This window comes from Curtobacterium citreum (assembly GCF_006715175.1).
Classification (GTDB): domain Bacteria; phylum Actinomycetota; class Actinomycetes; order Actinomycetales; family Microbacteriaceae; genus Curtobacterium; species Curtobacterium citreum.
Map to the genome: position 1 here is coordinate 1,092,852 of NZ_VFMQ01000001.1, position 12,143 is coordinate 1,104,994.

Below are 12,143 nucleotides of genomic sequence, written 5' to 3' on the forward strand. Positions count from 1 at the left end.
TCTGCACGAAAGGGGACATCTGATGGCAGCGATGAAGCCGAGGACCGGTGACGGGCCGATGGAGGCTGTCAAGGAGGGTCGACTCATCATCGTGCGGGTTCCGCTCGAAGGTGGAGGCCGCCTGGTGGTCTCGGTCAACGACGCCGAGGCCAAGGAACTCCACGACGCACTCGCCGAGGTCGTCTCGGCGTAGTTCCGTCGAAGCACCACCGACAGGAGGCCCGGAGCGTACGCTCCGGGCCTCCTGCGCGCGCGGCCGGCCGGGCCCGTGCGCCCCTGCGCCTGTCGGTGCTGCCCGCCAGGATGGTGCCGTGCCCCGCACCCGCCTGCCGATCCGCCGCGTCGAGGAGTACGCGCCCGACCCGCTCCCGCGCGGCGCCTGGCCCGCCACGCTCGCGCCCGTCCGGCAGCTGCTCGACGACGGGTTCGACCTGGACCCGGTGACCGTGTTCGTCGGCGACAACGGCGTCGGCAAGTCCACCCTGGTCGAGGCGATCGCCATCGCGTTCGGGATGGGACCGGAGGGCGGCTCGACGATGTCCGGTCACAGCACCCGCCCCAGCGAGTCGCAGCTGTGGGAGCACCTCGTCCTCGTGCGGGAGCCCGGTGCGGCCAAGAGCGGCTTCTTCCTGCGCGCGGAGACCATGCACGGGGTGTTCACGTACCTCGAACAGCACGGCGGTGGTCGACCCGAACCGGTGTTCCACGAGCGGAGCCACGGGGAGTCGTTCCTCGACTTCGTGATCGACCGGTCGCAGTGGCCCGGGCTGTGGATCCTCGACGAGCCGGAGTCCGCGCTGTCGTTCTCCGGGTGCCTCGCGCTCATCGGGCTGCTGCAGTCCATCGTCGAGACCGGTCGCGGGCAGGTGCTCCTGTCCACGCACTCGCCGGTGCTCGCGGCGTTCCCGGGAGCCGCCGTGCACGAGGTCGGCCCGTGGGGGATCCGGCGGACGGCGTGGCAGGACCTCGACCTGGTCCGCGACCAGCGGGCGTTCCTCGCGGCGCCGGAGCGGTACCTGCGCCACCTGGACGCGGGCGGTCGGGACGGTCCTAGGCGCTGACCTTCGTCATCTGCAGCAGGCCGTCGCCGGCGGGCGAGAGCGCGCTCCGCACCGCCCCGGACGTCGACACCTCGGTCAGGAGCAGTCGGAAGTCCGTGGTCGCGCGGTCCCGACGCACCGGGTCAGCCACCCGACCGCGCCACAGGGCGTGCGGCACGAGCACCGTGCCCCCGACCCGGGCGAGCCGCAGGCCGTGCTCGACGTACTCGATGACGTGCTCCGGGTCGGCGTCCACGAGCACGAGGTCGTACGACGCCTCGTTCATGCGGGGCAGGACCTGGTTCGCCCGACCGGGGATGAGCCGGACGCGGGCGGGGGCGGTACCGGCGGCGATGTAGGCGTCGCGGGCGTACTGCTGGTGGTCGACCTCGACGTCGATCGTCGTGAGCGTGGCCTCGGGCGCACCGCTCAGCAGCCAGAGACCGGACACCCCGAGCCCGGTGCCGATCTCGATGATGCTCGTGGCGCGCGAGGCGGCGGCGACCACGGCGATCTGTGCGCCGATGGCGGGCGAGATCGCCTCGACCCCGAGCTCCAGGGAGTGCTCACGCGCTCGGGCGATCACCTCGGGTTCCGAGACGATGTCCTCGGCGAACTTCCAGTTCGACTCTTTCTCTGACACGCACACTCCGTTCGGAGGACAACTCTACGGGTGTGGCGCAGTGGGGACGGGTTACGCTCGTTTGCGTGTCCATCGACTTCAACAAGATCCTGATCATCGGGATCATCGCGGTGCTGCTCCTCGGTCCGCAGCGCCTGCCGATGTACGCGCAGAAGCTCGCCGAGTTCGTCAAGGCGGTACGCCGCTTCGCGGACACCGCGAAGGACCGCATGCGCGAGGAGATGGGCCCCGAGTTCGACGACGTCGACTGGCAGAAGCTCGACCCCCGGCAGTACGACCCGCGTCGCATCATCCGCGACGCCCTCCTCGACTCCCCGTCCAGCACCGCGAGCGGCATGGCTGCGGTCGAGACCGCGCAGGTCACCGCGTCGAAGGTGCGCGCGACGGCACCGGTGGTGCCGCTCGCCGCGGGCGAGGCGGCACCCTTCGACGCCGAGGCGACCTGACGCCCGTTCCGTGACCCGGTGACGGACGGGAGGCACGGTGCCGGCTGGCACCGTGCCTCCCGTCCGTCGGCGGGTCGCGCCGGGCCGGTCCTTCGAGCCCATCGCAACCGTCCTGGGATGCCGATCCGCGCATTGGAGGGCGGAAGGAACGGCACCCCACGCGCGGATCGGCCCCCGACGCGCAGATCGGCCTCTGAGGCGCGGAACGGTCTCCGACGCGGTCAGTCCTTCGTGGCGACGACCGTGAACGTGGTGGGCAGGCGGTCGCGGTCCTCGGCGGGCCAGACCCACGAGCCGTGCCCGTCCTCGACCATGCGGGGGCTGAACCGCCAGGGGAGCGCGCGTCCCTCGTCGAGCAGCCGCAGGCGGAGCCCGGCGCCGAGCAGGGCGTTCACGACCTCGGACAGCGGGTGCGGCCACTCGTACGTGCGAGTGTTCGCGACGGTGCCCTCGCCGGCGTAGGTCCCCGCGTCCTCCCACTGCTGGGCCGTACCGTCCGGGAAGTACCGGTACCGCGTCACGAGCTCCGGGGCGCCCTCGTCGAGCGCGTACAGCGCCGGGTGCCCGTCACGGATGAAGAACACCCCGCCCGGCCGCAGGAGCGCCGCGACCTGCGCGGCCCAGCGGTCCAGGTCGGCGAGCCAGCAGATCGTCCCGATGCTCGTGTAGACGACGTCGAAGTCGCCGACCACGGCGGCGCGCGCGTCGAGCACGTCGGTCTCCACCCACGTGACGTCGAGGCCGAGCCGCTCCGCGAGCGCGGCGCCGGAGGCGAGTGCCGGGGCCGAAAAGTCCACGCCGGTGACGCGGGCGCCCTCGCGTGCGAGCGAGACGGTGTCGGTGCCGATGTGGCACTGCAGGTGGCAGACGTCCAGCCCGTCGAGCGAGCCGGACGGCAGCCACCTGCTGAGGACCGGCAGGTCGTCGCGCACGACGTCGGAGCGGTGCGCGGGGTCGTCGAGGGCGGCGACGTCGTACGCGCCCTCCTGGATGGGCACCCGGTCGTCCCAGTTCGCGCGGTTGGTGTCGCGGGCGGCGTCCCAGTCGACGGTGACGTGGTCGGTGTTGCTCATGCCCGCCACGCTAGCGAACCGTCCGCCGTCCGCCGTCCGCCGTCGGTCGTCCGCCGTCGGCTGTCCGCCGTCCCCCGCCGGTCGTCCGCCGTCGGTCAGGACAGCGAGAGCCCGAGCTTCCGGCCGGCCAGCCCGCGGCCCATCGTCGTGATCGTCGCCGCGATCTCCTGCAGGGCGACCGCCGCGCGGTCCTCCGGGGCGCCGAGGACGACCGGCAAGCCGGTGTCCCCGCCCTCGCGGAGGGGCACCGACAGCGGCACGCGACCGAGCACCGGTACGGGGACGTCCTGACCGCGCGACAGCCGTGCGGCGGTCTCGTCGCCCCCGCCCTCGCCGAACAGGTGCAGCACGCTGCCGTCCGGCTGGACGAGCCCGACCATGTTCTCGACGACGCCGATCACCCGCTGCCCGGTCTGGCGCGCCACGACCCCGCTGCGCTCGGCGACGTCGGCCGCGGCCGCCTGGGGTGTGGTCACGACGAGCACCTCGGCGTGGGGGAGCAGCTGCCCGACCGAGATCGCGACGTCCCCGGTGCCCGGCGGCAGGTCGAGCAGGAGCACATCGAGGTCGCCGAACCACACGTCGGTCAGGAACTGCGCGACCGTGCGGTGCAGCATCGGGCCGCGCCACGACACCGCGGTGGAGACGTCGTCGACGAACATCCCGATCGAGACGACCTTCACGTCGTGCGCGACCGGCGGCAGGATCATGCTGTCCACCCGGGTCGGCCGGGGCGCGACGCCGTTCGCGTCCGTCAGGCCCATCAGCCCGGGGACGCTGAACCCGTGCACGTCGACGTCGACGATCCCGACCCGCTGTCCGGCGGCGGCGAGGGCCGCGGCGAGGTTGACGGTCACGGTGGACTTGCCGACGCCGCCCTTGCCGCTGGTCACGGCGATCACCCGGGTCAGCGAGTCCGGCGTGAACTGCACCCCGCGCGGGCGGTCACCGCGGAGCCGTTCGGTGAGCGCGGCCCGGGTCGCCGGACTCATCACGGAGACGTCGACGTCGACGTGCCGCACGCCGTCCACGGATCCGGCGGCGGCACGCACGTCGCGCTCGATCGTGTCGGCGGCCGGGCACCCGACGATCGTGAGCTGCAGGTCGACGCGCACGGTCCCCTCCGGCTGCACGTCGATCCCACGGATCATGTCGAGCTCGGTGACGGGCCGACGGATCTCGGGGTCGAGCACGCGGCCGAGCGCAGCGAGGACCGCTGCGCCCAGACGTCCGTCCGGCTGCTGGGGGTCAGCCACGGGTCCGGGCGCTCCCCGTCTCGTCGTCGAAGGCCTCTGCGGCGTCCCGTCGGTCGAGCTCCTCGAGCAGCGACCGGATCTCGGCGCGGATGAAGTCCTTCGACGCCATCTCCCGCATCGCCAGGCGGAGGGCGACGACCTCGCGGGCGAGGTACTCGGTGTCCGCCAGGTTCCGCTCGGCGCGCTGCCGGTCCTGCTCGAACTGCACCCGGTCGCGGTCGTCCTGCCGGTTCTGCGCGAGCAGGATGAGCGGCGCCGCGTACGACGCCTGCAGGGACAGCACGAGCGTCAGGGCCGTGAATCCGATCGAGGCCGAGTCGAACTGCCAGTTCGCCGGGGCGACCGAGTTGTAGATCATCCAGACGGCACAGAACAGCGTCAGGCCGACGAGGAACCAGGGCGTGCCCATCGCGCGGGCGATGCCCTCGGTCGCACGACCGAAGGTGTCGCCGCGGCCACGGCGGCGGGTCGGGAGCACGCGCGTGCGCATGCCCTTCGGCGAGTCCAGGCGCTCCTGGCGGGAGTCATCCGTTCGGGCCACGAGTGGTCCTCCTTCCCGTGGTCACGGGCGTCTTGCGCGGGCGTTGGCGGAGTCGCGAGGGGGAGTCACCCTCGCCCTGACTTCGCCAGTCGTCCGGCAGGACGTGGTCGAGGACGTCGTCGATCGTCACCACCCCGACCAGACGGTGGGCGTCGTCGACCACGGGGACGGACACGAGGTTGTAGGTCGCCATCACCCGCGTGACCTCGGCGGCGCTCGCGTCGACGCGCACCGGTTCGGTCTGCTGGTCGATGAGCGTGCCGAGACGCTCGTTCGGCGGGTAGCGGAGCATGCGCTGGAAGTGCACGAGCCCGAGGAACCGGCCGGTCGGCGGCTCGTACGGGGGGAGCGTCACGCAGACGCTCGCGCCGAGGGCCGGGGCGAGCTCGTGCCGACGGATGAGCGCGAGGCCCTCGGCCACGGTCGCGTCGGCGGAGACGATCACCGGCTCGGTGGTCATGAGGCCGCCGGCGGTGTCCGGCTCGTACTCCAGGAGCATCCGGACGTCCTGCGCCTCCTCTGGCTCCATGAGCTGCAGCAGGGCCTCGCTCCGGTCGTCGGGGAACTGCGCGAGCACGTCGGCGGCGTCGTCGGGCTGCATCTGGTCGAGGACGTCCGCGGCGCGGGCGTCCTCGAGCCGGGTCAGGATGTCGATGCGCTCCTGGTCGGGCATCTCCTCGAGCACGTCGGCCAGTCGGTCGTCGGGGAGCTCCTCGGCGACCTCGAACCGCCGCTCCTCGGGCAGGTCGAGCAGCGTCGACGCGAGGTCGGCCGGCAGCAGGTCGGAGTACGCGGCGATGACGTGCTCGGCGGACTGGGCCTCGCCGGGGAGCTCGTCCTCGGTGACCTCGTTCCAGGTGGCGAACGTGGTCGGGCCCTTGCCGAACGGCGACGGCGTGGTCTTCGGCTTGCGCAGGAAGAGCTGCGACACCTCCCAGTCGCCCTGCCCGCGGTCCTCGATCGCGACGTCCTCGATCGTGGCGCGGGTGCGCTCCTTCTTGATGAGGACCTTGCGGCCGAGCATCTCGGCGATCACCCGCACCTCGCCGCCGCGCTGCTCGAAGCGACGCATGTTGACGAGCCCGGTCGTGATGACCTGCCCCGCGCCGATCGAGGTGATCCGGCCGATGCTCACGAAGATGCGGCGCTTGCCCGGGACCTCGACGATGAGCCCGACCACATGGGGAGGGTCGACGCGACGGTAGACGACCAGGACGTCCCGGACGCGGCCCACGCGGTCGCCCGCGGGGTCGAAGACGGAGCACCCGGCGAGGCGGGCGACGAAGACCTTCGTGGCGCTCACCCGTCCAGCGTAGTCGCTCGGCTCCCCGCCGACCGGGCGGCGGGTCGGCCGCGCCTGAGCGGGTGCAGATGTGCGGGCCGCCCGAGCGGTGCCCCGTCGCGCGCTGGCGGCCGGGGATCTCCCGGGAGGCGTACGTGCGATCGCAAGGTGTCAGGTGGATGATGGCTGGGTGAGCAACCAGAGCCCGTTCGCCGGACGCACCGCCCAGGCCTTCCCCACGCTCCCGCGTGGCGACGTCCTCGGGACCTACGACAGCTACCCCGACGCACAGCGCGTCGTGGCGAAGCTCGCCGAGGCCGACTTCCCGGTCGCGAAGATCGCGATCGTGGGCAACGACCTCAAGACCGTCGAACGCGTCACCGGCAAGATGACGTACGGCCGCGCCGCCGTCGCCGGTGCGCTGTCCGGTCTCTGGCTCGGCATCTTCTTCGGCATCGTCCTGACGCTGTTCTCGCCGAGCGCCGGTGGCCTGATCATCGCCGCCGCGATCATCGGTGCGGCGTTCGGCATGCTCTACGGCATCGTGTCGTTCGCGATCACGAAGCGGCAGCGCGACTTCACGAGCGTGCACCAGGTGCTCGCCACGAACTACCAGATCGTCGTCGACCCGCAGCTGACCGGTCAGGCACAGCGGATCCTCGGCCAGCACGGGCAGGCCCCGTCGACGCACTGGAACGACGCTCCGCAGCCGGGGGCGCCCGGCACGCAGGCGCGGCCCTTCCAGGGCCAGCAGCCGTGGCGTCCGGGTCCGTCCCAGGGGTCGCCCTACGGCGGCCACGCCACACCGCACCAGCCTGGAGGCGCGCAGCAGCCGGGTGCGTCGACTCCCGCTCCGCAGACGGGCGCGCCGCGCTACGGCACGAACGACGGTCCCCGCTACGGCGAGACGCCGGAGACCGCGCAGCAGCGCCCGCCGGCCGTCGACCCGCGGGTGCCGAACGCGCGTCCGGACGAGCCGCCGCAGTACGGCGAGCGGGTGTCCGGCCAGACGCCGACCGTCCCGGCCCAGCCGGACGCGCCGCGTTCCGCTCCCGGGCAGGACGAGGCACATCAGCGCGACGCAGATCGTCGCGACGACCGGGCCTGAGCCGCTGCCCGGCCGGGGGTCCTACAGGACCTTCGAGTAGCAGATCGACCGCGCGGCGCCGACGTAGGGGCCGAAGTTCGCGATCCGGGTGAAGCCCTCGCGCTCGTAGAACCCGATCGCGCGCTTCTGCTCGTCGCCGGTCTCGAGCACGAGCGCCGGGGACCCGAGGTCGATCGCGGCCTCTTCGAGCCGGCGGAGGATCGCCGACGAGACGCCCGCGCCCCGGGACTCCGGACGCACGTACATGCGCTTGACCTCGGTGATGCCGTCCTGCACGATCCGCAGGCCGCCGCAGCCGAGCGGGGTGCCGTCGGCGTCCCGCGCGAGGAAGAACACCGCGATCGAGTCCGCCGTCGGCTTCTCGCCCGGCTCGGTGTCGCCGCCGTACGCCCGGTCGATCTCCAGACGCTGCGCTGCCCGGAGGCGCTGGGCGTCGGGGGAGTCGAAGTGCTCGACGTCGATCGCGAGCTGGTCCGTCGTCGGGACGGTCTGCTGCGCCGGCGTGGTCTGCGACGGCGTGGTCTGCGACGGCGTCGACGTGGTCTGCGACGGCGTGGTCGGGGGCGTGGTCACCCGCTCAGGCTAGCGGCCGGAGCGGGCGATCCACCCCTCCACTTCCGAGGGGGTCCGGGGGATGCCGACGGACAGGTTCTCGGCACCGTCCTCGGTCACCAGGACGTCGTCCTCGATGCGGACGCCGATGCCGCGGAACTCCTCCGGGACGGTCAGGTCGTCCTGCTGGAAGTACAGGCCGGGCTCGATCGTGAAGACCATGCCGGCCTGGACGATGCCGTCCAGGTACATCTCGCGGCGGGCCTTCGCGCAGTCGTGCACGTCGAGACCGAGGTGGTGGCTCGTGCCGTGCACCATGTAGCGGCGGTGGAACTGGTTGTCGGGCTGCAGCGACTCCTCCGCGGTGCCCGGCAGGAAGCCCCACTCGGCGGTCTTCCGCGCGATGACCTCCATCGCCGTGGCGTGCACCTCGCGGAAGGTGATGCCGGGCTTGACGATCGCGAACGCGGCGTCGGCGGCTTCGAGCACGGCCTCGTAGACCATCCGCTGCACGTCGGTGAACGTCCCGGAGACCGGGAGGGTGCGGGTGATGTCGGCCGTGTAGAACGAGTCGACCTCGACCCCGGCGTCGATGAGGATCAGGTCGCCCGGCTGCACGGCGCCGTCGTTGCGCGTCCAGTGCAGGATGCAGGCGTGGTGACCGGACGCGGCGATCGTGTCGTAGCCGACCGTGTTGCCGTCGGCGCGGGCGCGGCGGTTGAACGTGCCCTCGACGATGCGCTCGCCGCGGGGGTGCTCGAGCACGGCGTCGAAGTCACCGATGACGTCGTCGAAGCCGGACTTCGTGGCCTGCACGGCCTTCCGGAGCTCCCGGACCTCGTACGCGTCCTTCACGAGGCGAAGCTCGGACAGGTCGCGGGACAGCACGTCGTCGGTGGCGGGGGCGGCGTCGGTCTCCGGGGCGCCGCCGACCGCGGTGCCGAGCCGGGCGTCGAGCGACCGGGTGAGCTCGTCGTCCGCGTCGCGCACGACGAGGACCGTGGCGTCGAGGCCCTCGGCGACGGCGTCGAACGCACCGAGGTCGGCCGTCGCGATGCCGAGGTCCGCCGCGACCTCGTCGAGGGACGGACGCGGGCCGACCCAGAACTCGCCGATCTCCGGGTTCGCGTAGAACTCCTCGGAGTCGCGGCCGGCCGTCGCGCGGAAGTACAGCGTGGCGTCGTGCCCGGGGCCGTTCGGCGTCAGCACGAGGACGGAGCCGACGACGGTGTCGGTGCCCCAACCGGTCAGGTGCGCGAAGGTCGAGTGCGGGCGGAACGGGTAGTCGCAGTCGTTCGACCGCACCTTCGCCTGGCCTGCGGGGACCACGATCGTGCGGCCGGGGTGCAGCTCGGAGATCCGGGCGCGACGCTCGGCGGCGAACGCGGCCTGCTCGCGCGGCTCCGGGAGCGGGCGCTCCCGGTCGGCCCACTGCGACGCGATGTGGTCCTTGAACGTCGAGGACCCGGGGGTCGTGGAACGGTTGCTCGTCGCGCGGGGAGTCGTGTCGGCCATGCGTCCCATCATCGCACCGACCCCGCGGCCGCACCGACCCGGTCCGCCGACGACCTGGGTCCGCGGCCTGAACGGCCGTTCACGTGTCGGTACGATGAACGGGTGCCCGATCCGTTCATCGACCTGCACGCCCACTCGAGCGTGTCCGACGGCACCGAGCGGCCGGCGGAGCTCGTCGCCGCAGCCGCCGCGGCCGGGCTCGACGGCGTCGCCCTGACGGACCACGACACCACGGCCGGCTGGGACGAGGCGATCGCCGCCGTCGCCGCGCTGCCGATGACCCTGCTGCCCGGGCTCGAGCTGAGCACCCGGGTCGGGTACCGCAGCGTCCACGTGCTCGGGTACCTCGTCGACCCGACCGACCCCGGGCTCGTCGCGGAGACGACCCGCATCCGCGACGGACGGTTCGCCCGCGCCCGCCGCATGGTCGACCGGATCGGCCAGGACCACCCGATCACCTGGGACGACGTGATCGCGCAGTCCACCGACGGCGCAACGATCGGCCGCCCGCACATCGCGGACGCGCTCGTCGCCGCGGGGCTCGAGTCCGACCGGAGCGCGGCCTTCCGCGGCATCCTGCACCCGGCGTCCGGGTACTACGAACCGCACGACGCACCGTCGCCGTTGCACGGGGTCGCGCTCATCCGCGCCGCCGGCGGTGTGCCCGTGATCGCACACCCGGCGGCGTCCTCCCGCGGGATCGTGATCGACGAGCCGATGCTCCGGGAGCTCGTCGACGCCGGGCTCGGCGGCCTCGAGGTCGACCACCGCGAGAACCAGTCCCACGGCAAGCGCACCCTGCTCGACTGGGCAGCCCGCCACGACCTGTTCGTCACCGGGTCGAGCGACTACCACGGCACCGGCAAGCCGAACCGCCTCGGCGAGCACCGCACGGCCCGCGTCGCGTTCGACGCGATCGTGTCCCAGGCGACCGGCAGCGCGCCGGTGCACGGGCCGGGCTCCCGCCTGGCCTGAGTCCGCTCGCCTGCCGCTCTGCCTCGCGGGGTGGCACCCGCCCCGTCGATGGATCAGTCGTCGTCGGGTCCGCGCGCGCCGCCCGACCGTTCCTGCTCCGTCGTGGGCCGGAAGGTGGGCGGGGACGACGAAGGCCCCGTCGCGTCAGCGACGGGGCCTTGCGGACGGGAGGCGCTACTCGCCCTCGCCGGCTGCCTGCGGTGCCGAGGCGGTCGCCTCGGACCCGGCGCCGCCACTGCGGCGACGGCGACGGCGACGACGCTTCGCGGCGCCGTCGGTCGAGGTGCCATCGCCGGCGGACTGCGACGCCTCGGTGGTCGGTGCCGGTGCGGCCGAGGACCGTGCATCCGAGGACGTGGCGCGCGGGGCGGACTGCTGCGTGCCTCCAGTCCGGGTGCGGGACCGCGAACGCGAGCCGCTGCGCTCACCTGCGGGCTTGTCGGAGCGGCGCTGCTCACCGGAACCGGCAGCGGCGGCGTGCGACGACGCACCGGGGAGGCGACCCTTCGTGCCGGCCGGGATGTCCAGGTCGGTGAACAGGTGCGGGGACGACGAGTAGGTCTCGACCGGCTCGGGGATGCCGAACTCGAGCGCCTTGTCGATGAGCGTCCACTTGTGCAGGTCGTCCCAGTCGACGAACGTGACCGCGATGCCGGTCTTGCCGGCACGGCCGGTGCGCCCGGCGCGGTGCAGGTACGTGTCCGGGTCGTCCGGGATCGTGTGGTTGATGACGTGCGTGACGTCGTCGACGTCGATGCCGCGGGCGGCGACGTCCGTCGCGATGAGCACGTCGCGCTTGCCGGCCTTGAAGGCGGCCATCGCGCGCTCGCGCTGTTCCTGGTTGAGGTCACCGTGCACGGCGGCGGCGTTGAAGCCGCGGTCCTTCAGTTCCTCGACGAGCTTCGCGGCGGCGCGCTTCGTGCGCGTGAAGATGACGGTCTTGCCGCGACCCTCGGCCTGCAGGATGCGGGCGATGACCTCGTCCTTGTCGAGCGAGTGCGCGCGGTAGATGACGTGCTTGATGTTCGCCTGCGTCAGGCCCTCGTCCGGGTCCGTCGCGCGGATGTGCACCGGGCGGGACATGAAGCGGCGGGCGAGCGCGACGATCGGCGCCGGCATGGTCGCCGAGAACAGCATCGTGTGACGCACGGCGGGGACGGCCTGGAAGATCCGCTCGATGTCCGACAGGAAGCCGAGGTCGAGCATGCGGTCGGCTTCGTCGAGGACGACCTCCTGCACGTGGGAGAGGTCGAGCAGGCGTTGGCGCTGCAGGTCGATCAGGCGCCCCGGGGTGCCGACGACGATCTGGGCGCCGGCCTTGAGCTGCTCGATCTGGCCCTCGTACGCCTTGCCGCCGTAGATCGAGACGATCGTGGTCGGGCGGTTCGAGGTGGCGAGCTCGAGGTCCTCGGTCACCTGCACCGCGAGTTCACGCGTGGGGACGACGACGAGCGCCTTGACGCCGGGCTCGGGGTCGGCCCCGAGGCGCTGGATGAGGGGGAGGCCGAAGCCGAAGGTCTTGCCGGTACCGGTCTTGGCCTGGCCGATGATGTCCTGGCCGGTGAGGGCGAGCGGGATCGTCTGCTGCTGGATCGGGAAGGGCTCGCTGATGCCCTTCGTCGCGAGCGCGTCGACGATGTCCTGCTCGATGGAGAGGTCTGCGAAAGTCAATGGATCACCTTGGTCCTGGTGGGAGTCCCGGCCAGTCTACC

13 protein-coding genes are annotated in these 12,143 nt (G+C 72.6%); 5 read left to right on the plus strand and 8 right to left on the minus strand.

The annotated features are described in order from the left end of the window. Positions 1-22: 22 nt before the first annotated feature. The gene (locus tag FB462_RS05325) at positions 23-193 is read left to right on the plus strand and encodes a DUF3117 domain-containing protein (protein ID WP_017887054.1); all 171 of its coding nucleotides are present in this window, start codon (positions 23-25) and stop codon (positions 191-193) included. Between the two features lie 118 nt (positions 194-311). Continuing rightward, the gene (locus FB462_RS05330; RefSeq protein ID WP_141860589.1) at positions 312-1,061 is read left to right on the plus strand and encodes an AAA family ATPase; all 750 of its coding nucleotides are present in this window, start codon (positions 312-314) and stop codon (positions 1,059-1,061) included. Here the strand turns inward: FB462_RS05330 and FB462_RS05335 are convergent. Continuing rightward, entirely contained in the window at positions 1,051-1,683 is a 633-nt protein-coding gene (locus FB462_RS05335; protein ID WP_058741479.1) for an O-methyltransferase, read from the minus strand. The two genes, FB462_RS05330 and FB462_RS05335, sit on opposite strands and share 11 nt — an antisense overlap. A gap of 65 nt (positions 1,684-1,748) precedes the next feature. Here FB462_RS05335 and FB462_RS05340 point away from each other — a divergent pair, with 65 nt between their 5' ends. Continuing rightward, on the plus strand, positions 1,749-2,129 hold the full coding sequence (locus FB462_RS05340) for a twin-arginine translocase TatA/TatE family subunit (protein ID WP_058741480.1): 381 nt from the start codon (positions 1,749-1,751) through the stop codon (positions 2,127-2,129). Positions 2,130-2,350: 221 nt separating this feature from the next. Here FB462_RS05340 and FB462_RS05345 read toward each other — a convergent pair whose 3' ends face one another. The 4 genes from FB462_RS05345 to FB462_RS05360 all read right to left on the minus strand — a co-directional run bounded on the left by FB462_RS05345 (position 2,351) and on the right by FB462_RS05360 (position 6,302). Beyond that, a complete protein-coding gene (locus FB462_RS05345) occupies positions 2,351-3,202 on the minus strand; it encodes a class I SAM-dependent methyltransferase (RefSeq protein WP_141860591.1) in 852 nt (283 codons plus the stop codon). Between the two features lie 95 nt (positions 3,203-3,297). After that, on the minus strand, positions 3,298-4,458 hold the full coding sequence (locus FB462_RS05350) for a P-loop NTPase (RefSeq protein ID WP_141860593.1): 1,161 nt from the start codon (positions 4,456-4,458) through the stop codon (positions 3,298-3,300). After that, positions 4,451-4,948, minus strand: a complete 498-nt coding sequence (locus FB462_RS05355; RefSeq protein ID WP_141863260.1) for a DUF1003 domain-containing protein — start codon at positions 4,946-4,948, stop codon at positions 4,451-4,453. Before FB462_RS05355 ends, FB462_RS05350 begins: the two co-directional genes overlap by 8 nt. A 34-nt stretch (positions 4,949-4,982) precedes the next feature. Beyond that, a complete protein-coding gene (locus FB462_RS05360) occupies positions 4,983-6,302 on the minus strand; it encodes a magnesium transporter MgtE N-terminal domain-containing protein (protein ID WP_058741482.1) in 1,320 nt (439 codons plus the stop codon). Between the two features lie 169 nt (positions 6,303-6,471). On the opposite strand from FB462_RS05360, the gene FB462_RS05365 reads away from it, so the two are divergent. Beyond that, on the plus strand, positions 6,472-7,389 hold the full coding sequence (locus FB462_RS05365; RefSeq protein ID WP_188868841.1) for a YflT domain-containing protein: 918 nt from the start codon (positions 6,472-6,474) through the stop codon (positions 7,387-7,389). Between the two features lie 21 nt (positions 7,390-7,410). On the opposite strand, the gene FB462_RS05370 is transcribed toward FB462_RS05365, so the two are convergent. Beyond that, positions 7,411-7,962 (minus strand): GNAT family N-acetyltransferase, encoded by a 552-nt coding sequence (locus FB462_RS05370; protein ID WP_229666752.1) that lies wholly within the window; start codon positions 7,960-7,962, stop codon positions 7,411-7,413. A 9-nt stretch (positions 7,963-7,971) separates the two neighbouring features. Further along, positions 7,972-9,456 carry an aminopeptidase P family protein gene (locus tag FB462_RS05375; protein WP_141860595.1) on the minus strand — a complete coding sequence of 495 codons (1,485 nt, stop codon included), beginning with the start codon at positions 9,454-9,456 and terminating at the stop codon, positions 7,972-7,974. A gap of 102 nt (positions 9,457-9,558) precedes the next feature. Here FB462_RS05375 and FB462_RS05380 point away from each other — a divergent pair, with 102 nt between their 5' ends. Continuing rightward, positions 9,559-10,431, plus strand: coding sequence for a PHP domain-containing protein (locus FB462_RS05380; RefSeq protein ID WP_114848970.1), 873 nt, complete (start codon positions 9,559-9,561; stop codon positions 10,429-10,431). Positions 10,432-10,605: 174 nt separating this feature from the next. Here the strand turns inward: FB462_RS05380 and FB462_RS05385 are convergent, their stop codons facing one another. Next, entirely contained in the window at positions 10,606-12,102 is a 1,497-nt protein-coding gene (locus FB462_RS05385) for a DEAD/DEAH box helicase (protein WP_114848971.1), read from the minus strand. Positions 12,103-12,143 lie beyond the last annotated feature (41 nt).